Origin of the sequence: Alistipes shahii WAL 8301 (assembly GCF_025145845.1) — a bacterium.
Classification (GTDB): domain Bacteria; phylum Bacteroidota; class Bacteroidia; order Bacteroidales; family Rikenellaceae; genus Alistipes; species Alistipes shahii.
In genome coordinates this window covers 2,468,633-2,493,390 of record NZ_CP102253.1, presented here as the reverse complement: position 1 = coordinate 2,493,390, position 24,758 = coordinate 2,468,633, and the positions used below count along the sequence as shown (strand labels likewise).

Below are 24,758 nucleotides of genomic sequence, written 5' to 3'. Positions count from 1 at the left end.
CTGCGGCCCGAAGGCTCGGAACACGCGGTGGCCGTCCGGGACACAGATGCGCCATAACAGCCGCGAATACGCCGGCGTCCCGCTCGACAACCCGATCTTCAACCGCCGGGCCGCGCGCAACGACATCAGCAAGGCGCAGCTCGCCGTGCGCAGCCAGCAGCTCGCCGTCACCCAAACCGTGCAGGCCAAATACGAGTTCGTTTTCCGTTCGAAGATTCTCTATTTCTACCGCGGGAAGCCGTTGCAACTCTGAAAACGGGAGATTCTGATAAACGAATTCAAACAAAAAGGGTGACCTAAAACGGTCACCCTCGCTGCTACCCGGAACATCAAGTTCCTGAATAATCCGGGCGGCTGCCGGATTGGATCCCGGACCTTCTCCGGCAGAAAAGTCCTTCGTGCGTCACTGATGATCTGTGTTTATCCCAGCAATACAAAAGTAGACAAATTATCCCAACCCACAATAGGTAGAGCGTTTTTGTAATAAGGCTCGACCAAAATGTCATACCCCGAAAAGGCAAAATAATACGCCCGGACGCATACGGACCACTTTTCGTTCTGCAAAAAAGCGGCAATCCGGAAAATTTGACCTACTTTTGCAACGGTTTCAACAGTTGAAGGAATGGAATGGCTTAAAGAATTGTTCGTCGAGCACTCGGCTTTGCAGGCCGTCGTGGTGGTTTCGCTCATCTCGACGATCGGTATCGGACTGGGAAAGATCCGCTTTTTCGGAATCTCGCTCGGAACGGCCTTCATCTTCTTCGTGGGCATTCTGGCCGGGCATTTCGGGCTCTCGCTCGACCCGGCGATGCTGACCTATGCCGAGAGTTTCGGACTGGTGATCTTCGTCTACGCCCTCGGCCTTCAGGTGGGGCCGGGCTTCTTCAGTTCGATGCGCGCCGACGGACTGCGGCTCGTCTCGCCCGCCATCGCCATCGTGCTGCTCGGAACGGCCCTGGCCATGGCGATGAGCTACGCCTTCGGAGTCTCGATGCCCGACATGTCGGGCATTCTGTGCGGCGCGACGACCAACACCCCGGCGCTGGGCGCCGCACAGCAGACGCTGCAACAAATGGGCATCGACGCAAACGGAGCGGCGTTGAGCTGCGCCGTGGCCTACCCGCTGGGCGTCGTGGGCGTAATTCTGGCCGTGGTCTTCCTGCGCAAGCTCTTCGTGCGTCCCTGCGACATGCCGGGACCCGACGCCGAACACCGCAAGAACGTCTTCATCGCCAGCTACCGCCTCACCAATCCCGCGGTCTTCGGCAAGAGCGTCCACGAAATCGCGACGCAGAGCCACCACCATTTCGTCATTTCGCGCCTGTGGCGCGACGGGCGGGTTTCGATCCCCACCTCGGACAAGACCCTACAGGAGAACGACCTGATCCTGGTCATCACCACGCCCGGCGAGGCCGACGCCCTGCGGCTGATCTTCGGCGAGCAGGAGACCAAGGACTGGAACACGGAAAACATCGACTGGAACTCCGTCGACAGCCAGCTCATCTCGCAGCGCATCCTCGTGACACGCCCCGAAATCAACGGCAAGAAACTCTCGCAGTTGCGCCTGCGGAACACCTACGGCATCAACATCAGCCGCGTGTACCGCTCGGGCGTGCAACTGCTGGCCACCCCCGACCTGCGTTTGCAGCTGGGCGACCGTCTGACCGTGGTGGGCGAAGCGGAGGCGATCCGCAACGTCGAGAAAATCCTCGGCAACGCCGTCAAGAGCCTCAACGAACCCAACCTCGCGGCGGTGTTCATCGGCCTGATCCTCGGCCTCACGCTGGGAAGCATTCCCGTGGCGATCCCCGGGATTTCGATTCCCGTGAAACTGGGCCTCGCGGGCGGCCCGATCATCGTCGGCATCCTGATCGGCACGTTCGGCCCCCGGCTCCACATGATCACCTACACCACCCAGAGCGCCAACCTGATGCTGCGCGCGCTGGGCCTTTCGATGTACCTCGCATGCCTCGGGCTGGATGCCGGAACCCACTTCTTCGAGACCGTCATGCGCCCCGAGGGGGCCTTGTGGCTCGGCATCGGATTCGCCCTGACGTTCGTGCCGGTGGTGCTGGTGGGGCTGTTCGCCCTGCGGGTGCTGAAGGTCGACTTCGGATCGGTCTCGGGACTGCTGTGCGGCAGCATGGCCAACCCGATGGCGCTCAACTACGTGAACGACACGATCGAAGGCGACAACCCCTCCGTATCCTACGCCACGGTCTATCCCGTGTGCATGTTCCTGCGCGTGATCATCATTCAGGTGATGCTGATGCTGGTGCTTTAGCCTCCTCCGGGGCGGGCTGTTCCGCCTGCGGCCTTTGCGGGGCGGCCGGCCGGGATGCATGCAGGGGCGGCGCATTTTGCGGGGCGGCCTGTGAGGAGGCCGGCGGAGGTGTCTGCGGGGATGTCTGCGGGGGTGTCTGCGGGGATGTCTGCGGAGGTGTCTGCGCGTTTAGAGAAAACGCATTGCGCAGCGAGGCGACGTCCTCCCCCGACGGATTCTGAAAGACCCGCAACCCGAATTCGGGAATCACGGCCAGCACATGATCGAAGACATCCGACTGAATCCCCTCGTAATCCACCCACACGACCGTATCGGTAAAGAAATAGAGCTGCATCGGAAGTCCCGTTTCGGTGGGCTGCAACTGCCGCACCATCAGCGTCATATCCTTGTTCACCGGAACCTCGTTCCGAAGGTAGCGGACCAGATAGGCCCGGAAAACCCCGAGGTTGGTCTGATGCAGGCCGTTGATCCGCCGTTCCCCGGAGCCGATGCCGTGCGCGGCGTTGTACTCCTCGACGCGGCGTTCGGTCTGATCGACGTAGTCGCGGATCAGGTCGATCGTACGGTAGTGGTCCAGCATCTCGGGGGTGCAGAAACGCACGCTCGTCATGTCGATCGCCACGGAGCGCATCACGCGCCGCCCGCCCGAAAGCTGCATGGCGTGCCAGTTGGTGAACGAATCGGTCGTCAGCAGGTAGGGCGGCAGCATGACGAGCGTGTTGTCCCAGTTGCGGATCTTGACCGTCGTGAGCGACACCTCCTCGACGTTGCCGTCGGCCCCGTACTTGGGGACCGAAATCCAGTCCCCGACCTTGAGCATATCGTTAGCCGCGAGCTGGAGGCCCGAAACGAAGCCGAGGATGCTGTCACGGAAAATCAGCATCAGCACGGCCGCCGAGGCGCCCAGTCCCGTCAGCAGGATGGCGGGCGACTTGTCGAGCAGGATCGAAACGATCAGAATCGTGCAGATCAGCAGCGCAATGCCCTGCGCCGTCTGCCGCAGGCCCTTGATGGGTTTGTTCTGCCAGGCGGGACGCGCCGCAGCGATGTGGAAGGCGGCATAGAGCAGGGCGTTGACGAAGCGGAAAACCGAAAAGACGATATAGGCCTCCATGAACCGCAGGACGATGACGCGCCCGGTGGATTTCTCCTCGAAGACCACCGGGAGCACGACGGCCAGCAGAATGGCGCTCAAAATATGACACATGCGCCGGAGAACCGGAACGCTGAAAAGCGTGTCGTCCCACTTGGCCCGGGTGCGCTCCACGAGTTTCCGCACCCCGTGTACGATGCCCAGTTGCAGCAGCAGGTCGAAAACCACGGCGGCCAGCACCACGAGCACGAAAGCCGCCCAGCGGTCGAGCGCATCGCCGGTGGCCGAAGTCAGGCCCAGCCATTCGAGCAGGGCGTGCGTCCAACGTTTCAGAAGTGTCTGCATACCCGTACCCGCATCAACTTTCGGGCCTCAACCGCAGCGGCGGCCGAAAAACCGGAAACGACGCCGGCGCGGACAACGGAATCACCCGAGAATCAATCCGGCTTCGCCTTCGAAGTTGGGTGTGAAAACACCCTGTCCGAGGTTTTCGCGGATTTCGTCCGGGGACCAGAAACGCCCGCCGTCAAGCTCCCCGCTCGGACGGATCTCGCCGTCGTAGACCGTACGGAAGACATGGACCAGTTCGTATTCGCGTTCCGAGCGGAACGGATAGACCGCAACCGCCCCGGGCACGAAATCCGTGATGCCCAGCTCCTCGCGCACCTCGCGCCGCAGGGCTTCGGCGATCGTCTCGCCGTAGTCCACATGGCCGCCCACGGCCGTGTCCCACCGTCCGGGCTGAATGTCCTTCCAGGCGGGGCGTTTCTGCAAATAGAGTTCGCCGCGCGAATTGAAAACATGGAGGTGCACCACCGGGTGCAGGAGCATCGACCCGCCGTGGCACTCGCCGCGCGTGGCTTTGCCGACGACGTTCCCCGCCGCGTCGACCACGGGAAAGATCTCTTCGCTGTTATCGCTGTTCATGCCGGGGATATTTACGGATGTAGATCATGGCAGCCGTCATCCCCAGCAGCACGAAAGCCGCGCCGGGAAGCGCCGTATATTCATAGCCAAGCCCGTGCCCGATCGGCAGGCCGCCGACGTAGGCCCCCAGGGCGTTGCCCAGGTTGAAAGCCACCTGCACGAGCGCCGCGCCGAGCATCTCGCCGCCGCGCGAATTTTCGAGGATCAGCAGTTGCTGGGGCGACGATACGCAGAAGAGGCAGGCCGTAGTCAGACACATCAGCGCTAGCGAAAGATAGCGGACATGCGCCCCGAAAAAGATGCCGACGAGCGCCAGACAGGCCGTGCCGAGCGTGAAACGCACAACCCGCTCGGGCGTGAACCGGTCGGCATAGTGACCGCCGACGATATTGCCCGCAAACATGCCGAAACCGGCCAGCATGACGATCAGCGTCAGGTCCTCGGAACGGAACCCCGAGGTGTGGACCATCAGCGGGCTGACGTAGCTGTACCAACAGAAGATGCCGCCGTTGCCCAGCATCACCGACGCCAGCACCAGCCACGGAGCGGCGCTTTTCAGAAACCGGAACTGCCCCTTCATCCCCATATCGGGCAGCGCGGGCAGAGCCGGAACCCACAATTTCACGAGCAGCATGGCCACGGCTCCCCACACGGCGACGATCCCGAACGTGGCGCGCCATGTCACGACGCCGCTGATATAGGTTCCCAGCGGCACGCCGAAGAGGTTGGCGACGGTCATGCCCACGACCATGATCGACACGGCCTCGGCCCGCCGGCCCTTGTCGGCGACGCGCTCGGCGACGATCGACCCCACGCCGAAGAAGGCCCCGTGGGGAAGCCCCGAGACGAAACGCATGGCCAGCAGGGTCCAGTAGTTCGGCGAAAGCGCCGCACAGGCGTTACCGAGAATGATCAGGCCCGTGAGGGCCAGCAGGATGTGTTTCAGCGGCCGCGTGCGGGCCACCAGCACCGTGAGGGGCGCCCCGAAGCAGACGCCCAGCGCATAGGCGGAGATCAGGTGCCCCGCTTCGGGGATCGAGACGCCGAGGCTGCGGGCGATGTCGGGCAGAATGCCCATCATCACGAACTCCGCCATACCGAGCGCCAACGTCCCGAATGCCAGGGCGATCAGACTTTTCTTCATGGGAAAACAGACATTAACGGCTAACCGGCTGCAAAAATAGCACAAAAAAGGTGAAAAGTTTTTGCGTCTTTTCACCTTTTTCCAATTTTTCAGAGCTTGGGTCCCGATTCCCGAGGCTGGCCCACCTCGAAGCCCAGCGCCCGCATCCACTCCACGGTGGCGGCATCGACCTGATCGTTGCGGTCGGCCCAGCGGCGCTCCTCGATCAGCCGCTTCTTGCGCTCCTCGAGGGCTTTCAGAAGCGGGAAATCCGGATGTGCGAGATGCGACTTCTCCTCGCGCTGCGAGGGCCGGACCCTGCGGTCGAAAACCGCCCCCTGCGTCGGACGCCGCGCGCCCTCCCACTTGAACCCCTTGAGGTAAAGCTCCTGATCGGCGGGAATCTTGTCCATCGGATAGATGTTCCAGTCGGGGTCCTTGCGGTAGACGATCGTCACGACCTGTTTGTCCTCGATATAGAACGAACAGTCGCCGCTCTCGATGACGCCCATGCCCGTGATCTGGGGCGGCTCGCCGTCCTGCATGTAGTAGATCGTCTGGGCATTGCCGTTCACGTCGTTGCGGTAGATCTGATTGTCGCGGAACCACGCCGTCATCTGCTTGCCCGCCACCTGGTTGTAATGGACCGTGTCGAGCTGGGAGACCATCATCGGAGTGCCGATGAACTCGGCGCGCGTGATCTGCTGGTTCTCGGTGAATATGTCCATCACGTCGGAGGTGATCTGGTTGCCCTGGTTCCACAGCACGGGATTGATGTAGAGGTGGATCGTCGAATCGGTGCTGATGGCCGTCATCGAATCGCATACGGCCTGGAAATCGGAACGGAAAATGCGCACATTGCGGAAACCCTTCATCAGGCGGTAAACCGAGTCGGCAGAGTCGGTGAGCGAATCGACCGAGTCGGCCGGAATCCGCATCGCCAGCGAGTCGGCGGCCAGCGAATCGGCCATCTGCAACAGCAGCGAATCCATCTCCCGGTCGTTGCGGGCGATCAGCGAGTCGATCTCGCGCAGGGCCGTGGAATCGACCGGAATCACCTTGCCTTTGCGGGCGGCGCGGGCCTGACGGGCGCGGAGTTTCGACTCGGCCTTGAGTTTGCGCGCAGCGAGACGCCGCTCCTCCCGCTCCTTCTGGGCCAGCAGTTTGGCCGTCGTCTTATCCTGGCGTTTTTGGGCGATCTCCTCCAGTTTTTCCTTCCTGGCCTTGGCCGCAGCGGCTTTTTGGGCCGCCTTCAACTTGGCGGCCTGCTCCTTGAGGTAGGCTTTCCGGGCATCGCCGACCAGCGTGTCGAGCGGATCGACGGCCGGAACGGCCAGCGAATCCGGGACGGAAACGCCCAGCAGCGAATCGGGAACCTCCCGCCGGGCCAGCGAATCCGGCCCTGCGGCGTCTTCCGGCGAACCGGGACCGACGGCCGGAACGCGGGGACTTCCGAGCGAATCCGCCGCAGGACGGCCTTCGGGAAGCTCCCCGGCCGGGTGGTGCGGCGTCCCGAGAAGGGCGGAATCGGTTTTCAGACGCGCCAGCGAATCGGCTTTGGCCGCAGCGGCGGCCCGGCGCAGTGCGTTTTCATTGATCGTGAAGAGGTACATCGAATCGGCGCGCATGAAAAGCGAGTCGCCCTGCGAAAGGTCGTAACTCACCACCGCGGGCCGGCGCGTGAGGAACGCATTTCCCGGCTCCTTCCAGTACTCGCCGTAGTCGCCGAAGGCGATCACCTTGTGTTCGGCGTCGTCCAGCTGCAAATCACGCCGCAGGATCACATGGTCCTCGGCGCGGTAGTAATGGAGGCTGTCGCTCCAGATCTCCTGCTTTTCGGTCAGGATATAGCCGTTGCGCGTCACGATGTAGAGCGTATCGGCCTTGTCGTAGGAACCGCGGTCGGCATAGAGGTAGTCGCCGTCCTTGTTCCAGATGTTGGTGCGGTCGAAGAAAAAGGCGTTGTCGGTAGCCATGTTGTAAACCACCGAATCGCCCTTGAGTTCGTATTCGTCGTTGCGCATTTCGACGCGGTCGACGGCGATCAGCTCCTTCGTGTCGGCATAGTAGTAGCCGCGGACCGATTCGAGCAGGTTCTCGCGGTTGAGCATCACCCCGCCGTCGGCGAATTCGCCGATGTTCTTCTTCGTGTTGAACAGGAATTTATAGGTGTAGAGCGTGGCGTCGCCGTCGACGACCTTGACGATGTCGGAGTAGACCCGCGCCTCGTTCAGCTCGCCGTCGTACTCGGCCCGGTCACCGTAAATGTAGGTCGTATTCTTGTTGATGAGCACGTTGCCGAAGAACTCGATGCGCATGTCCGAGTAACGCACGGCCGAGTCGCACGTGATGACGGCGCCGTTGTGCTGTGCGGCGAAGTTCCCCACCAGGAAAACCACCGAATCGCCCGGGGCGATGGGGCCCATCAGGTCCGACTTGAGGTCGATGAGCTTTTTCTCGCCCTCCGGCTCCGGCGCCTGCATGCCGCTGCGCGCCGCGACCACGGCGGCGGCCAGCACCACTACGGCTATGGACAAGAGCCTGCGCACGGCCTATTTCACCCAGTGTTTGTTCTCGAACTCCCCGTTGCGGAATTCGGGCGAGATGTAGACGTACATGCCGTCGATCTTCTTCGAAAGCCACTCCTTGAAGACCCGCTCCTGCTTGTCCTGCAAGGCCATCTCTTCGAGCCGCAGGTAGTCCTCGTTGAGCGAAGCCGTATGCGTGGGGATCACCTCAACCAGCTTGACGATCTTGGCCATCTGGTTGCCGAGCATGTCTTCGGTGAGGTAGGCCTCCGAAATCTCGCCGGGTTTGAGCCGGTTCAGGGCGTTGTAATCATCGAGGCTCTTGAAGCGGCCAAAGTCCTCCTTGAGGAATTTCGTGACGGTCAGCTTGGCGTCGAAGGCGTTGAAACGCTCCAGGATGTCGTGGTTCGAGACGATGCCGCCGTTCATCTTCGACTGCGCGTCGTCCGAATAGAGCAGCGCAGCCCTCTCGAAGGTGATCGAATCCTTGCGGATCACCTTCACCAGACTGTCGAGCGTATTGAGCGAACCGCCCAGCTCCTCGGTCGTGTAGACCGGACGCAGCAGGATGTGGCGGAAATGATAGAGCCGGCCGCGCTTGTCCAGAAGCTGGATGATGTGGAAGCCGAACTGCGACTCGACCACCTCGGAAATCTGGCCGGGGCGCATCTTCTCCAGCGCCGCGCCGAATGCGGGGTCGAGCTGTTCGAGCGTCGAGGGGTCCATCTCGCCGCCGCGCATCATCGTGCCGGGGTCCTGCGAATACATGCGGGCGAGGTTTTCGAACTTGGCCTTGCCCGTGATCACGCGTTCGCGCATGTCGATCAGCCGTTCGCGCGTACGCTGCTTGGCGGCGGTCATCGACTTGGGAAACTTGGTGATCTGCGCATAGACATACTGGTCGGCGACGAGCGGCAGGCTGTCCTTCGAGATCGACTTGTAGAAACGCTCCACCTCGCCCGGAATCACCGACACCTTGTCGACCACCTCGGTCTGCATGGAGTTGGCATAGGCCTGCTCCTCGTAACGCTGGCGCATGATCTCGCGGATGTTGAAGATCGGCATGTGGTGCTTGGCTTCGAGCTGGGGGATCGAGCCTTCGGCCTCGACCATCTGCTGCACCTGCTCCTCGACGCGCGCCATGATGTCGGCGTCGTTGACCTTCACCGAGTCGATCTGGGCCTGGTTGTAGAGCAGCTTCTGGGTCATCAGCGCTTCGAGCGCCTCGTTCATCGGGTCGCGGTCGGAAGTGTAACCCTCCTGACGGCGCTGTTCCGTCAGCTGGCGCGCATAGTCGTCCACCTCGGAGTAGAGGATCGACGATCCGCCCACCACGGCCACCACCTTGTCGAGCATCACCTGTCGTTTCTGCGCAAGGGCGCCTGCGAACAACAGGGCGAGCGCCGCGGCCATCATAGCTTTTTTCAACATCTTGGTTTCGTTTATCGTTTTATTTTTATTCGTCTTTCTTCGGTTTCTCGTCGGCGAAAATCTTCACCTCGCCCATCTCCGAGGCCCGGGCGCAAAGCTCCTCCTCATGCGCGCGGATGATCTCGCCCTTGCGCTGGTTGAACAGGATGCGGCGAATCGTTCCGCGCAGCCGTTCGAGCGGAATCGGCTCGCCCTCGCGCAGCACCGCATCAATCTGGAAATAATAGTGCGCATGGCTGTCGCGCATCTCCTGCACGGCAGCAGTCGCCAGCACCGAATCGTAGCTCTGCGAACGCAGCGTCGGGAGGTAGCTCAAGAACTCCGGGAAATCAATCCACTGGTCGCGGAAATCGTCCACCGTGAAATCGTTCTTCTCGCAGATGTCCCTGAAATCCTGCTGCTGCGCCTCCGACCTGGCCCCCATCAGCGTCTTGAGCTTCGCGGCCTGCCGGTACCCCTCGCCGAAACGGACGATGCGCCCCTTGACGATCGTGCGGTCGAGTTTGAAATCGGCCTTGTGAGCGTTGTAATAGGCCGCGATCTCGTCGGCGGTGAACACCGTGTCGATCGAACGGTCGACGTAATGCTGGTCCAGCTGGCGGATCAGCAGCGCCTGGCGGTACTCCTCCACCATCTTGTCGATGTCGCCCGCCGAAGAGGAAAAGAGCGTCTCCGCCTCCTGGAGCTTGAGCTGCTTGAGCACCCAGCGGTCGATGTAAACCTTCATAAAGGCCGCGCTGTCGTCGCCCGAAAGCCCCTGCGGGACCACCGACCGCACGTCGCCCAGCCGCAGGTCCTTGCCGCCGGCCCGCGCAATGGTCGTGTCGCCGGCAAAATAACGCGGCAGCTCCCGGCATCCCGCCAGCAGCAGCACACCCGCCGCGACCGCTATTTTCGCTCGCAAATTCATATTCCGAAGGGCAAAGATACGTTTTTTACTTGTAAGTAACGCAGTGCGGAGCCGGATTATTACGCCGCGGACGGATTTTTCTCCGCCTCCTTCATGCGCCGCAGCGTGCGCAGCATCATATAGCCCGACACGGCGGAGAGCGCCAGCGCCGCGATGTAAATCAGCACGTAAAGCGTCCGGCTGCCCACCAGGTCGATCAGCAGCGCATTGCCGTGCCCGGTGGCCAGCGCCAGATAGGCCACGGCGTTGTTCAGCGCATGGAGGATCATCACCGACCACAGCGAATCGGTCGCCAGGTAAACGTAGCCGAGCACCAGGCCGATGACCGTGGCGTTGATCACCTGCACGGGCTGGCCGTGGAGCACGCCGAAGAAGAGCGACGAGACGAGCCATGCGGTCGTCACGCCGAACTTGCCGCGCAGCGACCCCAGCACGACGCCGCGGCAGATCAGCTCCTCGAAGATCGGAGCGAAGATCACCAGCGAGAGGATGGTCCAGAATCCGCGGCCCACTTCGAGCGACAGTTCGGGCATCAGCCGCAGCAGCGGTTCGAGCACCACGCCGACGGCGAACATCAGCACGAAGGCCCACAGCAACAGCGCGGGATTCAGCCCCCGGGCCGAGAAACGCGCCCACGGACCGCTGCCGCCGCGCGCGCGGCGGTAGTAGAGGATGCCGGCAAGCGTGATCGACATCGAGCAGAAATAGAGCGCCGCCATCACCTTGCCCAGCGCAGCCGGCTCCAGCGATTTGAAATCGAGCCCGTGCCCGGCGAAAAGCAGGAAGACCATCGCTGCGGTCCCCACGACGATCTGCGCCCCGAAGGCGATACCCAGCATGGCGAACAGGTCGCCCACGGTCGGGAATTTCCGGCGGCCCGGACGCAGCTCCGCCGCCGGGACTGCGGCCGGCTGTCCCGAAGCTGCGGACTCCGCCGCGGAAGCCGGCGATTTTTTTTCTTCCATAGTATCGTATAGCTATCAATTCATTCCGACCGTAAAGATAAGCATTTTTCCGCTACGGTTATGGATTTCCATTTAATTTCACTAAATTTGCCTGCTTATAAACCGAATTCAAACATGGCAAAGGTAATCGCATTGGCCAATCAGAAAGGCGGCGTGGGCAAGACCACGACAGCTATCAATTTAGCGGCTTCGCTGGCCCTGCTGGGCAAGAAAGTCCTGTTGCTGGACGCCGATCCGCAGGCGAACGCCACCTCGGGGCTGGGCTTCGACATCAACCTCGAAGGCATCTACGAGTGCATCGCCGGACAGAAACAGGCCGACGAAGTGCTTCTCCAAAGTCCCGACGTGAAAAACCTCTGGGTGCTGCCCTCGTCGATCGACCTGGTGGCCGCCGACACCGAACTGCCGAAGATGGAAAACGCCCACCACGTGATGAAACGCATCGTCGACTCGGTGCGCGGAAAGTTCGACTACATCTTCATCGACTGCTCGCCGTCGCTGGGCTACACCACGGTCAACATCCTCACGGCCGCCGACACGGTGCTGATCCCCGTGCAGTGCGAATACCTCGCCCTGGAAGGGCTTTCCAAACTGCTCAACACCATCCGCAAGGTCAAGGGCGGACTGAACCCCGGCCTCGACATCGAGGGCTTCCTGCTGACGATGTACATGCGCAACCGCCTGAACAACCAGGTGGTGAGCGAGGTCCGCGAGCACTTCGGCCCCCTGGCCTACGACACAATAATCCAGCGCAATATCCGTTTGGGAGAAGCGCCCTCGCACGGAAAACCCGTGATGCTCTACGACGCCGGGGCCGTCGGCTCGGAAAACTACCTGGCCCTGGCCCGGGAATTTCTGAAACGCAACCGCAAACGCAGCAAATAAACGAATACCGATATGAAACAGAAGGGATTAGGACGCGGACTCGACGCCATTTTCGGCAGCGATCCCGTGGATGCCAAGCTCAAACCGATGAGTCAGATGGCAGAAATCGAAATCGCCGACATCATACCCAACCCCACGCAGCCGCGCACGCAGTTCGACGAGGAGGCTCTGGACGAACTGGCCGACTCGATCCGCCAGCTGGGCGTCATCCAGCCCGTGACGGTGAAAAAGGGCGACGGAGGCAAATACGTCATCATCAGCGGCGAACGCCGCTGGCGGGCCGCGCAGCGGGCCGACCTGAAGACCCTCCCGGCCTATATCCGCGAGGTGGACGACGAGAACCTGCACGCCATGGCCCTCGTGGAGAACATCCAGCGACAGGACCTCAACGCCATCGAAATCGCGCTGGGCATGCAGCGCCTGATCGACGAGTGCAACCTCACGCAGGACGCCCTGTCGGAGAAGGTGGGCAAGAAGCGTTCGTCGGTGTCGAACTACCTGCGCCTGCTGAAACTCCCCGACGAGGTGCAGCTCGCCCTCAAGGAGGGGCTGATCTCGATGGGACACGCCAAAGCCATCGCCGGGGCGCCCGCCGACCAGCAGCTGCGCGTGCTGAAAAGGTGCATCAAGAAAGGCCTCTCGGTCCGCCAGGTCGAGGAGCTGGTCCGCTCTCTCTCCGAAGCCCCGGGCAAAGAGGCACAGAATGTGGAGGACGAAGAGTATCCCGAAAGCTACCTGAAACTGGTCGAGCAGCTCGAAAAGTTCTTTTCGCAGGAAATTTCGATCAAACGCGCGAAAAACGGCGGCGGCAAAATCGTCATCGGCTTCACGGACGACAGGGACATCGAACAGTTCATCGAACGTTTCGCTAAACGCTCCTAATTAATATATGGAGACAATCCGGTTCAGACTCCTGCTCCTGGTCGCAGCCCTTTCGCTGGGACTGCCCGCCGGGGCGCAGCTCCACCGCGGCGCACGCACGGTCGTCCGCGGCGGACTGCTCGAAAAACCGGATTCGCTCAAGGGCCGGCGCGATTCGCTGCGCCTGGCGGGCCTCGTACGGCAGATCGACTCGATCGCCGCCGCCGAATACGCCGCCGACTCGGCGGCCGTCGCGGACCTGCGCTCCGACGACCTGCATTACCTCGACTCGCTGGCCCTGGCGCGCTTCGACGCCGCACAGCGGGGCGTGGACACCACGACCAAACGCAAGGTCTACAAAAAAGGCTGGTTTATGAGCGACTCGATGTCGCTCTCGAAGGTGTGCTGGATTTCGACCGTGGTCCCCGGCTACGGACAGATTTACAACAAACAGTACTGGAAACTGCCGATCCTCTACGGACTGGTGGGAACCGGACTGGGACTGTACATCCACGAAAACAAGACCTACAAGCCGCTCAAGCGCCAGTTCGAATCCTATACCGACGTGAACCTCTCGCGCACGCCCGAGCTGGACGCCCTCCAGTCCAAGATGATCCGCAGCAACACGCGGCGTCAGGTTTACCTGGGGATCACGATCGCCTCGTACATCTACTTCATCGGCGACGCGGCCGTGAGCTACTCGACCAACGACGTGTCGAGCGTCAAGAAGGCCACCACGCTGGCCTGCATCTTCCCCGGAGCGGGACAGATCTACAACAAAAGCTACTGGAAAGTGCCTTTCGTCATCGGCGGATTCGCCTCGATGATCTACTGCATCGACTGGAACAACCGCGGCTACCAACGTTTCAAAAAGGCCTACAATCTGTTGAGCGACTACGACCGCAATCCCGACAAATACCCCGACGGGCCGACCGACGAGTTCCACGGACGCTATTCGGCCTCGTTCATCCGCAACCTGCGCAACAACTACCGGCGCAACCGCGACCTCTGCATCATCCTCTCGGGTGCGCTGTACGTCCTGCAGATCGTCGATGCGCATGTCGACGCCCACCTCAAGGACTACGACATTTCGGACGACCTCTCGATGAACCTCGAACCGCTGGTCGACTACACCTACGTCCCCACCCTCGGGGGTAACCGCCCGGTGTTCGGCTTCAATTTGAGCCTGAAATTTTAGACGATGAAGAAACTCCTTACCATAGCGCTGCTCCTGGCCGTCGCCGCTCCGGCGTCGGCCCTCGACCGCAGCCCCCGCAAGAAGAAACGCGACAAGAAAGCCAAAACCGAAACCGTCGTCCCGGCGCCCGTTCCCGAGGCCGAACCGGTTCCCGTCCCCGAGCCGGAACCCGCCCCGGCAGAAGAACCCGTCGTCAACGACATGACGCTGGGATTCTCCCCCGAACAGACCGACTCGCTGCTGGCCGCATGGCGCGAACGCCAGCGGCAGGACGCGTTCAGCGAATTTTTCAAACAGTACATTCTGGAGGACTCCACCGAGGTGGCCGACAGCACGCCCGACTCGGTCTACTCCCGGCGGCTGCTCGACCTCGCGTCGCCGATCCAGTTCCCCTACAACAGCATCGTAAAGGGCTACATCAACCGCTACACCAACTCGCGCTACGGCACGATCAGCCGCATCCTCGGCATGTCGCAGTACTACTTCCCGATCATCGAGGAGGAGCTGCTCCGCGAAGGCCTTCCCGTCGAGCTGCGCGCGCTGCCGATCATCGAATCGGCGCTCTCCCCCACGGCGGTGTCGCCGATGGGCGCCGTCGGGCTGTGGCAGTTCATGCCCACGACCGGCAAGAGCTACGGACTCGAAATCAACTCGCTGGTCGACGAACGCCGCGACCCCTACCGCGCCACGCAGGCCGCCTGCCGCTACCTGAAAGACCTCTTCGCCATTTATAACGACTGGTCGCTGGCCATCGCCGCCTACAACTGCGGCCCGGGCAACGTCAACAAAGCGATCGCCCGCTCGGGAGGCAAGAACTTCTGGGAGATTTACGACTACCTGCCCCGCGAGACGCGCGGCTACGTGCCGGCCTTCATCGGTGCGTCGTACGCCTACGCCTACCACCGCCAGCACGGCATCGAGCCGACCGAAGCCCCGATTCCCCTTTCGGTGGACACCGTCCGGATCAACAAACTGATGCACCTGGGGCAGATCTCCTCGACGATCGACCTGCCGATCGAGACCCTGCGCCAGCTCAATCCGCAGTACAAACTCGACATCATCCCGGCCACGACCAAGCCCTACACGCTGGTCCTGCCGCAGCGGTATGTCATGCAATACATCGCTCACGAACCTGAAATCCAAGCCAAAGACTCGATGTACCTCAAGGAGTACATCAACCCGGCCAACATCGACAAGAAACGCCAGGAGCGCAGCGGATCGGTCTACGTGGTCAAAAAGGGCGACACGCTGGGGGCCATCGCCCGCCGTTACCGCGTGACCACGGCGCAGATCATGCGCTGGAACAAGCTCAAGAGCGCCCACAAACTCCGCATCGGACAACGGCTCCGCATCGAAGGCAGGTAATGAACACCGATCACGATACCATCGTCGCCCCTGCAACCGCCGCCGGAGGGGCTATCGCCGTCATCCGCATCAGCGGCGGCGAAGCTTTCGCCGTCTGCGACCGGATATTCCGGGGCCGGCGGCCGCTCGCCGAGGCAGACGGCTACACGGTACATTACGGTACGATAGCCGAGGGCGACCGCGTGATCGACGACGTGCTGGCGGCCGTTTTCCGCGCCCCGCACTCCTACACGGGCGAAAACTCGGTCGAAATCTCGTGCCACGGCTCCTCCTACATCGTCTCGGAAATCCTCCGGCTGCTGATTGCCGCGGGAGGACGCATGGCCCAGCCGGGCGAATTCACCATCCGCGCCTACCTGGCCGGGAAACTCGACCTCTCGCAGGCCGAGGCCGTGGCCGACATGATCGCCTCGTCGTCACGCGCCGCACACGCGCTGGCCTCGACGCAGATGCGCGGCGGATACTCCGAAGAGCTCGAATCGCTGCGCGAAAAACTGCTGAACCTCACCTCGCTGCTGGAACTGGAACTCGACTTCTCGGAGGAGGATGTGGAGTTCGCCGACCGTACGGCGCTGCGCGCGACGATGCAGCGCATCGCTGCGGAGATCGACCGCCTGCGCAGTTCGTTCGCACTGGGCAACGCCATCCGGGAGGGCGTCGCCGTGGCTATCGCCGGAGCGCCGAACGTCGGCAAATCGACGCTGCTCAACCGACTTCTGAACGAGGAGCGGGCCATGGTCTCGGAGATCGCCGGAACCACGCGCGACGTGATCGAGGAGTGCGCCAACATCGGCGGCGTGCTTTTCCGGTTCCTCGACACGGCCGGCATCCGCCCGACCGACGACCGGCTCGAACAAATGGGCATCCAGCGCACGATGTCGAGCATCGAACGGGCGCGGATCGTCATTCATATGGTCGACGCCTCGACGCTCACGGGTCCGGTTCCCGCCCCGGATTTTCCGCTCCGTCCCGGGCAGAAACTCCTGACCGTCGTCAACAAGACCGACAAGGCTCCGGCCGCATGGCGGCTTCCCGAAGGCGTTGTCGGCATTTCTGCCAAACACGGCGAGGGTATCGACGCCCTGTGCGACGCCCTGCGGGAGTCCGTCGACACCGAAGCGCTCTACCACGGTGATCCGGTCGTCTCGAACAGCCGCCATTACGAAGCGCTTTCGGCGGCCCGCGAAGCACTCGGCCAAGCCCTCGACGGTCTCGCCCACGGCCTTCCGACCGACCTTTTGAGCGAAGAAATCCGCCAGGTCATCACCCACCTCAGCGCCATCACGGGCCGCGGTGCCATCGCCCCCGACGAAATCCTGCAAAACATCTTCTCGAAATTCTGCATCGGGAAATGATGGCTTGTAAGCATCCATAAACAACCATAGTCAATTAGAAGAAAGCCGCTGATAACCAGCGGCTTTTCTTTTTATACTGTTTTCAGTAAAATCTGACTGGTTGCGGATTTCCAGCATCATTTTGTACCATAATTCTACCGCCGAACAAATAAGCGGACACTTCGCACTCATCATAGCGACATCTTAGGCACGATGTGAGACGCAATGAGAATGTGCCAAACCGCTATAGAAGACACGGTGTGAGACGCTGTGAGAAATTGTGAGACGCGTTGAGACAGAATAGACGAAATTAAAGGCGACCAATATATGGAAATCCAGAGAAAATGCCAGTGGTGCGGCAAACCATTTATAGCACACACGATGGTAACACGCTATTGCAGCAAATCGTGCAATGAAAAAGCGTACAAGGAGAAGAAGCGGAAGCAACGATTGCAGGCTTACGAGGAACGGCAAAATGAGCAGCCCATGCAGGAAGTCGGCATCGTGGGAAGCAAGTTGTATCTCTCCCCTGCCGAAACCGCAACCCTTTTAGGTATCAGCCGTGCGACCATCTATCGCCACATGGCTGTCGGAATCATCCGGGCCTTACAACTTCGTGGGCGTACCATTATCCGCAAGTCGGACATTGAAAAGATGTTCGACAACGCACCCGATTACAAAAAACGTAATTATGGAAGGAAGCAGACTGCACTCTATTACACCACGAATGAGGTATTGGAGAAGTACCAAATCCAAAAGAAAACCCTGTATCGTCGTTGCAAACTATACAACATCCCAAAGGTTGAAGAAGGTAGCCGTGTATTCTACAACCGCAGTCTTATAGACAAATACTTTGCAGACCTTGCCGAGGATATCAATCCAGCAAGCTATTATACGCCGGAGCAGGTCATGGAGAAATACAATATGAGCCGCAATGCGGTAATCACTTTTGCCCTTCGTCATAATATACCGAGAATCAACCGCCATCACGAGGTGTATTATTCCCGTGCCCATATAGACGCGATCAAGGAAAAGCAGGAGAAGCTGAATCCCGACTATTATACCTACGATGAAATCACCAAGAAATACGGACTTACCAAGATTAATATCAGCTACTATGTCAACAAGTACGACATCAAGCGGTTCAAGCAAGGAAGCCGGACAATGGTGTTGCGTTCGGAGTTTGACAAAGTCTATACTGAGCATCGTGATGGAACATATACACCCAAGAAACGGGAAAAGAAAAGCGACATGGCGAAAGAGACTTTTGTAATCCCTGAAGGTTATTACTCATCCGAGCAAATTTCAACGACCTATCAGATGAACAGGAAAACCATTTGCAGGCTGTGCCGTGAAAACGACATCCCGAAAATCAGTCATGGTGGGTTCAACTATTACGAGCAACTGTCAGTTGACCGATTCTTCGCCAAATACAAAGCGGCTGACAATATCAAGGAATGGATTGGTGCGGAGCAAATGGAAGAAATCTACGGCATGAGCAAAGATGCCCGATGTTCGTTTGTGCATCGCCATAAAATCCCGTCCCGTGTTGTTTATGGCAAAGTCCAGTATTCCAAAGACCATATAGACATCATCAGAAACGGAGGCTTTGACCAACGGGAAAAGTATTACAGCGTAACCGAAGCAATGGAAAAATACGGCATTCGCAGGGATGATGTTTATAATTATGCGAGGTACAACAGCATACGGAAGATGCATCACGGCAAGTCGATGTTCCTGCTGAAAGAGGATTTTGACAAGGTTATGGCTGAAAAATCCGGCATCTGAGAATTATTCCATACAGACAAGAATCATTTTCAGTAATGGCAGTCATCAGCATTGTTTCATTGTATTGGTTTGCAACAGATTATTCACCAAATATAATATTTATCATTATGCACGAATGTAAAACTGTAACATTGAGGACAAGACCTCTAAAGAAAAACATGTTGTCGTTCTATCTGGATTATTATCCCGGTTATCGCGACAAAGAAAGTATGAAGATAATCCGTCATGAATCTTTGGGCATCTACATTTATGCCAATCCAAAGAACCAACGGGAACAGAACTTTAATGCCGTCATGTCGGAAAAGGCGGAAGCTATCCGATGCCGACGTTTTGAATCCATCGTCAATGAACGGTATGATTTCTTTGACAAGAGCAAGATGAAAGGAGATTTCCTTGCCTATTATAAAAAGACACTCCGCAAACACGACCAGAAATGGGAGTTTGTCTATCTGCATTTCTGCAATTTCGTGGGTGGTAAATGCTCATTCGAGGAGATTGATGTGGACTTATGCAACAAGTTCAGGGAGTATCTGCTCAATGCGAAGCAACTGAGACGTCCGGAGCGTCCCATATCACGCAATTCAGCCGTGGGCTATTGGTCCACATTCAGAGGATTCCTCAAAATACTCTATCGCAATAAACTGATTCATTCCAATGTAAACGATTTCTTGGAGAAAATAGAACCGGAAGATGTGGTCAAAGACTATCTCAGCGTAGAAGAACTGTACAGATTGGCAGAAATGCCTTGCAAGATACCGATACTGAAAACCGCCTCGTTGTTCTCTTGTCTGACAAGTTTGAGAATAAGCGATATTCTCACATTGCGATGGGAAGAAATCGTTGACTTTGCTGCCGGAGGGAAATGCGTATATACTGTCACTCAAAAGACAAAGACAGAAGATATTATCCCTATAAGTGACGAGGCCTTGCAATTAATCGGCTATTCCCCGGAAAAGACAGGACTGGTATTCAAGGGACTGAAAAGGTGCTGGACACAGTACCCCATGAAAGAGTGGATTCGAACTGCCGGTATCACCAAAAATATCACGTTCCACTCGTACCGGAGAACATTTGCCACTTTGCAAGCTGCTGCCGGAACGGACATCCGGACCATCCAAAGTATCATGGCGCACAAGAGCATCACCACGACCCAACGATACATGAAAGTAGTGGATAGCAACAAGCGAAAAGCCAGCAATAAAATCTCCCTGATTCGTAAGAGCTAACGGGCATAAACACCGTTTTTTATATGGTTAGAGTATGATTTCTGAGTATGATTCATATTCTAACCATAATTATTTATAAATATCTGTCCAACAACCATTAGTATTTATGGTTATATGGAAATTAGTGCTGAACTTTGTGGCATAGAATTGTAAACAATCACAACTATATGGAGAATAATGTACAAGTTCAGAAAACTGCGGACATCAGTAGTCTGGTATGCGTGGTAATCGTTTCACTCTCGGCACTCACCGCATACAATCTTGGAGAAAAGTTCAATCACTATATCCTGTTTGATGTCACCATTTTTATTATCTCTTTGGTAATGCTCATTTTGACCTTTGCCGTATTCCGCAAAGTAATGGCAGGACTTTATAAGAGTATTTCAAATAGTGCTATAAATGAACAAGCACAAAGCAACTGTTCGCAAGAGGTTAGCTCAGATAATTCTACAACAGAGACTCAACCGGTTATACTGGAACAAATGCCTGACAGTTTGGAAAAATACGAGAGTATTCTCGTGGAAGAGCAGCTGAAAGAGGTGAAGCGGAAAAGGGATACCATGATAGCCATCCGTGAATATGTGGTGGAAAAGGCCTCGAAATATCTGTCAAAGGAGAATATCAGCACGTTATTCCACAATATCGAGTGTCTTGCCGAAAATCGGGTGACAGACTGCCAGCCAATCCATTCAACGAAAGAAGCGAAGCTCAGTTCTCCCTCTTTAAGACATTTGGCTTGGAATATCGGAGAACGGCTTGGAGTCTCCCGTCGCGACAGGGCTGTATTCATCAAATCATCTTTCCCATACGAATTGCGAAACGCTGATATAGAATATCTGGAAGCCAATTTGCGTGTTAATGCCCCATGCGACATCCCTATTGACGTACCGGACAAAGGAGATTTCCGCTTTCATAACAATACTTGAGAATTAAACCGTGCAGACGGTAATCATTCTTCCGGCTGACGAAATTCTGCAAGATTTCATTCTGTTGGTTTGCAGCATATTAATTTAAATTATTGATAATATGACTGCAACTGAGTTAACTTTTAACGACCTGCCGAAAGTGGTAGGCGAACTATGCGAGCGAATCGCAAGTATGGAAAATTTGCTTAGGGACAATCTTAACCGTCAAAGCGAACCAAAGGAGAATCTGCATGTACCTATGACGGTACAGGAAGCCTGTACTTATCTGAAAATGCCGGTCTCCACCTTTTATTACAAGATAAAGAAGGACAGCATTCCTGTAATCAAGCAAGGAAAGCACCTCTATATCTATCGTGACGAGCTCGACAAATGGCTGGAATCATCACGCAAAACGTCAGTACCTCTCACCTATGAGGAAGAAAACGAAGCGATGTATTCCTCACATCGTCGCAAGCCTAACCCTAAAAACTGGTGAGTATGGAAACGCCAACACCCATTCAAGATCTTGCCCAGGTCGCTACAAGATGGCAAGATACCATGCTCAGCTTGGAAAAGGAGTACGAGCAGGAGCCGGAAGTTCTGAAAATAGGTGGAGTGCCTGTCGGGACATTGGGAAATTTCAGTGCATCCATTGGCAAGGCAAAAAGCAAAAAGACTTTCAATGTTTCCGCTATGGTGGCAGCTGCTTTGTCCGGAAAGGAAGTCCTTAACTACACAACGGACTTCCCAGAAGGAAAGGACCGCATCCTTTACATTGACACAGAGCAGAGTCAGAACCATTGTATGATTGTGATGCATCGTATCATGAAACTGGCAGAGTTGCCGGCCAATGAGGATTGCGGCCGTTTCTATTTTCTCGCTCTACGCAAGTTCAATCCCAAGGAGCGTTTGGCTATCATAGACGATGCCATCAGTCAGATTGAGGGTCTCGGCTTCGTGTTGATTGACGGAATACGCGACCTGGTTTATGACATCAATTCTCCGAGTGAAGCCACATGTGTAATATCCAAACTTATGCAGTGGACTGACGAGCACCAGATTCATCTTCATACCATCCTTCACCAGAACAAAAGCGATGAAAATGCCCGTGGGCACATCGGCACGGAAATCAACAACAAGGCTGAGACTGTCATCCAAATCGAAAAAGACAAGGACAACAGCAACATCAGCAAAGTGGAAAGTGTGCATACCCGTTCCAAAGACTTCCTGCCATTCGCATTTTGCATCAATGACCAATCACTGCCCGAACTTCTGCCGGACTATGTGCCGACAAAGAAGAGCGCAGGTCGTCCCAAACAGGAACCGTTCTCCCCTTATAAGGATATCCACGAAGCCATCCATCGCAAGGCTCTCGAACTGGCTTTTGACGGTAAAGAGACTATTTCGGGATATAAGGCTCTGGAAGAAGAACTGACCACTGCCTACGAACTGGAAGGAACGAAATTGAATCACAACAAGATTGTAGAGCTGATTAAGTTTCTCACGAACAAACGGATGGTGGTTCAGGAAAGCCGTGGCATTTATCGGTTCATGCCGGATTACCACTACTAATCCCCCACTTGACTTTATTCTAAAAGAGTCTATTCGGGATAAGTCAAAGTTCAAGCGCAACGACTTGTTTCATGATAATTCACGGAACTGGTCGCTGCCATTGATTGGGCTTGCCCGTTGTACGGACATTATCTTATATGGGTAGCCTAATTCCCCAAGCAACCAATCGGTTGTTTGAGATTGCCAAATCCTTCAGCAAGCTGATTGTGAGAAAAAGGCGTTATTTGGGCATTTTTTCTTTTCGCCAGCCTCCTAGTTCTCGACAAAAAGCGAAATTTGTCCACTAATTGCATCCTGGGCTTGCCCATTATACAACATTTATTGAGTTAGGGTAACTCAATACCCCAAGCGATAAATCGCTCGTGAGAAGTTGCCAATCTCCAGCAAGCAGGATTGAACTTTATAGCGATTATGGAGTTCGTTTTCACTCCATGTGCATCGTCTTTTTGGAGTGTCGTCTAACACCTCTGTAGCCTCCGTTTGACAACGGCCACAGACAAGCATATTTCAGTAGTTCTTTTACGAACTCTTTTATGAACTCAACAGTTTCTTTCAGGAACACTTCATCACCTTTAGGAACTTATTTTCGTCTTTTAGGAACTGTTCTTGCTTTTTCGTAAACTCTTTTAGGAATCGTTTTTCATAATTCAAGTTCCAATGAGTAGTATTCCGGAGCAATGCCGGCCACATAAGTGACGATACTCGATGACGAACATGAACACAGGACTACTGTGTCCAAATGCCTGCCAATTTAACCATATCAACCTGCCAGATTCCTAAGATTGATTTTGCCAACTTCCGAATGGCATCCTAAAATAGGAAATAGCCTATCTTCTTTGTAGTGCGCAAAAAATACGCAGTCCATTGCGTAAAATGTAAGGTTATACATTTGCTAATAAATTTCAACCAGTTGCTTATTTGCAGACTCGCTTTTACGAACTCAAAAATCGCCAATCATATTGGAATCGAGAGTGAGAGGATTGCCTTTGAATATCCTCCCACTCTTTATTCGTCATTTGCCAAGTGACTTGAATACTTTTGCAATGCAACGCTTTTTCTGTTCCATATTTGGATGGACATAGAGATCCAAAGTCGTTGAGATATTGGAATGTCCAAGCAATACACTGACTGTCTTGTAGTCGCATCCGGCTTCTATGCAACGAGTGGCAAAGCTATGACGCAGCCCGTGATATTTTAGTTTTGGGACACCTAACTTTTCCATTAGTTTGGTGTAATAATTCCGGTAGGTACGCGGTTCTGTCGGGTATTCATCATTGGTTAGAAATTCCAATCAGCAGTTGAACTGCTGTGATTTATAAGTTTAACTGAGGTCATTTAAGCCTCGGAATTAGTTGTAAATATTTGAAAATCAAGGGATGAAAATACTTGCAAAATCCTTGGAAATCAGTAACTTAAAGTAAAAAAATACCCCTATTTTTTGCTTGTTATGATTCCCAAGGACAAAGAGTATAGACTAATAAAAATCTATATGTATATCTGCGATATGTACGAACAAAGCCTCAAATACCATTGCCAAAGATACAGCAATAATTCGAAACCGTTGTTCTCCGACGAGGAAATCCTCACGATTTATTTCTTTGTCGGTCATGAGCAGAAGTACACCCTCATCAAGGATATTCACAACTTCGCTAAAGAGTACTTGCGCGACTGGTTCCCGAACCTGGTGTCCTATCAGACATTCAATTACCGTCTCAACAGGATGGCCGGTGCTGTTAGGGAACTGTCCTCGCAGTTATTAAGGATGTTCAGGCCTTCTGACTGTCAGGATGATACCGTGATTGTTGACTCGATGCCGATAATCACATGCTGCGGAAGAAACCGTACAGGCAAGGTCGCCAGAGATATCGCAGACAAAGGATACTGTTCCACCAAGAACCTGTACTATCATGGACTAAAGCTTCACATGGTAGGATATCGCAGGAAAGGGCATCTTCCTCATCCGTGCCAGATAGCGCTCTCTCCTGCCTCCGAGAATGACCTGAAGGTCTTCCAGAGCGAATGCATGCCGGATCTTTTCAACAAGAAGATCTTCGCTGACAAGATATACCGAAGCAATGACTACTGGGAGCAGGAAAGACGCGATAAGGCCAATGAGTTCTACGCTCCCGTCAAGTCAATCAAAGGGGCTCCTGAAGAAGAGAAGCAGAGAAACAAGGCCGCTGATGACATTTATTCTCAAGCCGTTTCATCTGTCAGGGAACCCATTGAAGCGCTATTCAGTTGGCTGAACGAAAAAACAAATATTCAAAGAGCTTCAAAGTGCCGCTCTACTTGCGGACTGCTAATTCATACGATGGGAAAGGTAGCCATCGCATTTTTATATCTTATTTTCAACTACTGAT

20 protein-coding genes and 1 pseudogene are annotated in these 24,758 nt (G+C 56.1%); 13 read left to right on the top strand and 8 right to left on the bottom strand.

Annotation, left to right across the window (positions count from 1 at the left end; all coding sequences use genetic code 11):
• The first annotated feature begins 46 nt into the window (after positions 1-46).
• Entirely contained in the window at positions 47-253 is a 207-nt protein-coding gene (locus NQ492_RS10555) for a hypothetical protein (protein WP_015547507.1), read from the top strand.
• A 369-nt stretch (positions 254-622) separates the two neighbouring features.
• Positions 623-2,284: a putative transporter gene (locus NQ492_RS10550; protein ID WP_015547506.1), complete on the top strand. Its 1,662-nt coding sequence runs from the start codon at positions 623-625 to the stop codon at positions 2,282-2,284.
• Here the strand turns inward: NQ492_RS10550 and NQ492_RS10545 are convergent.
• From NQ492_RS10545 to NQ492_RS10515, 7 genes are all read right to left on the bottom strand, one after another.
• Entirely contained in the window at positions 2,253-3,722 is a 1,470-nt protein-coding gene (locus NQ492_RS10545) for a mechanosensitive ion channel family protein (protein ID WP_015547505.1), read from the bottom strand. The genes NQ492_RS10550 and NQ492_RS10545 overlap by 32 nt on opposite strands.
• An 81-nt stretch (positions 3,723-3,803) precedes the next feature.
• Positions 3,804-4,304 (bottom strand): NUDIX hydrolase, encoded by a 501-nt coding sequence (locus tag NQ492_RS10540; RefSeq protein WP_015547504.1) that lies wholly within the window; start codon positions 4,302-4,304, stop codon positions 3,804-3,806.
• Entirely contained in the window at positions 4,291-5,448 is a 1,158-nt protein-coding gene (gene araJ, locus NQ492_RS10535) for an MFS transporter AraJ (RefSeq protein WP_015547503.1), read from the bottom strand. Before araJ ends, NQ492_RS10540 begins: the two co-directional genes overlap by 14 nt.
• Before the next feature lie 89 nt (positions 5,449-5,537).
• Positions 5,538-7,976, bottom strand: coding sequence for an OstA-like protein (locus NQ492_RS10530; RefSeq protein WP_044054504.1), 2,439 nt, complete (start codon positions 7,974-7,976; stop codon positions 5,538-5,540).
• Between the two features lie 3 nt (positions 7,977-7,979).
• Positions 7,980-9,386 (bottom strand): peptidylprolyl isomerase, encoded by a 1,407-nt coding sequence (locus NQ492_RS10525; protein ID WP_044054503.1) that lies wholly within the window; start codon positions 9,384-9,386, stop codon positions 7,980-7,982.
• A gap of 25 nt (positions 9,387-9,411) precedes the next feature.
• Entirely contained in the window at positions 9,412-10,296 is an 885-nt protein-coding gene (locus NQ492_RS10520) for a hypothetical protein (protein WP_044054502.1), read from the bottom strand.
• 59 nt (positions 10,297-10,355) lie between these two features.
• Positions 10,356-11,261 carry a CPBP family intramembrane glutamic endopeptidase gene (locus tag NQ492_RS10515; protein ID WP_118406111.1) on the bottom strand — a complete coding sequence of 302 codons (906 nt, stop codon included), beginning with the start codon at positions 11,259-11,261 and terminating at the stop codon, positions 10,356-10,358.
• Positions 11,262-11,375: 114 nt separating this feature from the next.
• Here NQ492_RS10515 and NQ492_RS10510 point away from each other — a divergent pair, with 114 nt between their 5' ends.
• The 10 genes from NQ492_RS10510 to NQ492_RS10465 all read left to right on the top strand — a co-directional run bounded on the left by NQ492_RS10510 (position 11,376) and on the right by NQ492_RS10465 (position 22,395).
• On the top strand, positions 11,376-12,146 hold the full coding sequence (locus NQ492_RS10510) for a ParA family protein (RefSeq protein WP_015547501.1): 771 nt from the start codon (positions 11,376-11,378) through the stop codon (positions 12,144-12,146).
• Between the two features lie 12 nt (positions 12,147-12,158).
• Positions 12,159-13,028, top strand: a complete 870-nt coding sequence (locus tag NQ492_RS10505) for a ParB/RepB/Spo0J family partition protein (protein ID WP_015547500.1) — start codon at positions 12,159-12,161, stop codon at positions 13,026-13,028.
• Positions 13,029-13,035: 7 nt separating this feature from the next.
• Positions 13,036-14,205 carry a DUF5683 domain-containing protein gene (locus NQ492_RS10500; RefSeq protein ID WP_015547499.1) on the top strand — a complete coding sequence of 390 codons (1,170 nt, stop codon included), beginning with the start codon at positions 13,036-13,038 and terminating at the stop codon, positions 14,203-14,205.
• A 3-nt stretch (positions 14,206-14,208) separates the two neighbouring features.
• Positions 14,209-15,570 carry a lytic transglycosylase domain-containing protein gene (locus NQ492_RS10495; protein WP_015547498.1) on the top strand — a complete coding sequence of 454 codons (1,362 nt, stop codon included), beginning with the start codon at positions 14,209-14,211 and terminating at the stop codon, positions 15,568-15,570.
• Complete coding sequence (mnmE, locus tag NQ492_RS10490) at positions 15,570-16,925, top strand: tRNA uridine-5-carboxymethylaminomethyl(34) synthesis GTPase MnmE (RefSeq protein WP_015547497.1); 1,356 nt, start codon at positions 15,570-15,572, stop codon at positions 16,923-16,925. The genes NQ492_RS10495 and mnmE overlap by 1 nt, the downstream gene beginning before the upstream one ends.
• A gap of 306 nt (positions 16,926-17,231) precedes the next feature.
• Complete coding sequence (locus NQ492_RS10485) at positions 17,232-18,692, top strand: helix-turn-helix domain-containing protein (protein ID WP_015547496.1); 1,461 nt, start codon at positions 17,232-17,234, stop codon at positions 18,690-18,692.
• A 107-nt stretch (positions 18,693-18,799) separates the two neighbouring features.
• On the top strand, positions 18,800-19,918 hold the full coding sequence (locus tag NQ492_RS10480; protein WP_083810237.1) for a tyrosine-type recombinase/integrase: 1,119 nt from the start codon (positions 18,800-18,802) through the stop codon (positions 19,916-19,918).
• A 167-nt stretch (positions 19,919-20,085) separates the two neighbouring features.
• Positions 20,086-20,844, top strand: coding sequence for a hypothetical protein (locus NQ492_RS10475; protein WP_015547494.1), 759 nt, complete (start codon positions 20,086-20,088; stop codon positions 20,842-20,844).
• Between the two features lie 100 nt (positions 20,845-20,944).
• A complete protein-coding gene (locus tag NQ492_RS10470) occupies positions 20,945-21,319 on the top strand; it encodes a helix-turn-helix domain-containing protein (RefSeq protein WP_015547493.1) in 375 nt (124 codons plus the stop codon).
• Positions 21,320-21,321: 2 nt separating this feature from the next.
• A complete protein-coding gene (locus NQ492_RS10465) occupies positions 21,322-22,395 on the top strand; it encodes an AAA family ATPase (RefSeq protein ID WP_015547492.1) in 1,074 nt (357 codons plus the stop codon).
• 1,012 nt (positions 22,396-23,407) lie between these two features.
• On the opposite strand, the pseudogene NQ492_RS10460 reads toward NQ492_RS10465, so the two are convergent.
• A pseudogene (locus tag NQ492_RS10460) lies at positions 23,408-23,677 on the bottom strand (tyrosine-type recombinase/integrase); the annotation flags it as partial.
• 165 nt (positions 23,678-23,842) lie between these two features.
• Between NQ492_RS10460 and NQ492_RS10455 the strand changes: the two are divergent.
• Positions 23,843-24,757, top strand: a complete 915-nt coding sequence (locus tag NQ492_RS10455) for a transposase (RefSeq protein WP_259872901.1) — start codon at positions 23,843-23,845, stop codon at positions 24,755-24,757.
• Position 24,758: the final 1 nt, after the last annotated feature.

Bases quoted from the DNA above. Each gene is read 5' to 3' on its own strand.
- NQ492_RS10475 (WP_015547494.1), top strand. From the start codon at position 20,086: ATGGAGAATAATGTACAAGTTCAGAAAACTGCGGACATCAGTAGTCTG.
- NQ492_RS10540 (WP_015547504.1), bottom strand. From the start codon at position 4,304: ATGAACAGCGATAACAGCGAAGAGATCTTTCCCGTGGTCGACGCGGCG.
- NQ492_RS10555 (WP_015547507.1), top strand. From the start codon at position 47: ATGCGCCATAACAGCCGCGAATACGCCGGCGTCCCGCTCGACAACCCG.
- NQ492_RS10470 (WP_015547493.1), top strand. From the start codon at position 20,945: ATGACTGCAACTGAGTTAACTTTTAACGACCTGCCGAAAGTGGTAGGC.
- NQ492_RS10545 (WP_015547505.1), bottom strand. From the start codon at position 3,722: ATGCAGACACTTCTGAAACGTTGGACGCACGCCCTGCTCGAATGGCTG.
- NQ492_RS10510 (WP_015547501.1), top strand. From the start codon at position 11,376: ATGGCAAAGGTAATCGCATTGGCCAATCAGAAAGGCGGCGTGGGCAAG.
- NQ492_RS10455 (WP_259872901.1), top strand. From the start codon at position 23,843: ATGATTCCCAAGGACAAAGAGTATAGACTAATAAAAATCTATATGTAT.
- NQ492_RS10480 (WP_083810237.1), top strand. From the start codon at position 18,800: ATGCACGAATGTAAAACTGTAACATTGAGGACAAGACCTCTAAAGAAA.
- NQ492_RS10520 (WP_044054502.1), bottom strand. From the start codon at position 10,296: ATGAATTTGCGAGCGAAAATAGCGGTCGCGGCGGGTGTGCTGCTGCTG.
- NQ492_RS10485 (WP_015547496.1), top strand. From the start codon at position 17,232: ATGGAAATCCAGAGAAAATGCCAGTGGTGCGGCAAACCATTTATAGCA.
- NQ492_RS10515 (WP_118406111.1), bottom strand. From the start codon at position 11,261: ATGGAAGAAAAAAAATCGCCGGCTTCCGCGGCGGAGTCCGCAGCTTCG.
- NQ492_RS10495 (WP_015547498.1), top strand. From the start codon at position 14,209: ATGAAGAAACTCCTTACCATAGCGCTGCTCCTGGCCGTCGCCGCTCCG.
- NQ492_RS10500 (WP_015547499.1), top strand. From the start codon at position 13,036: ATGGAGACAATCCGGTTCAGACTCCTGCTCCTGGTCGCAGCCCTTTCG.
- mnmE (WP_015547497.1), top strand. From the start codon at position 15,570: ATGAACACCGATCACGATACCATCGTCGCCCCTGCAACCGCCGCCGGA.
- NQ492_RS10505 (WP_015547500.1), top strand. From the start codon at position 12,159: ATGAAACAGAAGGGATTAGGACGCGGACTCGACGCCATTTTCGGCAGC.
- NQ492_RS10465 (WP_015547492.1), top strand. From the start codon at position 21,322: ATGGAAACGCCAACACCCATTCAAGATCTTGCCCAGGTCGCTACAAGA.
- NQ492_RS10550 (WP_015547506.1), top strand. From the start codon at position 623: ATGGAATGGCTTAAAGAATTGTTCGTCGAGCACTCGGCTTTGCAGGCC.
- araJ (WP_015547503.1), bottom strand. From the start codon at position 5,448: ATGAAGAAAAGTCTGATCGCCCTGGCATTCGGGACGTTGGCGCTCGGT.
- NQ492_RS10525 (WP_044054503.1), bottom strand. From the start codon at position 9,386: ATGTTGAAAAAAGCTATGATGGCCGCGGCGCTCGCCCTGTTGTTCGCA.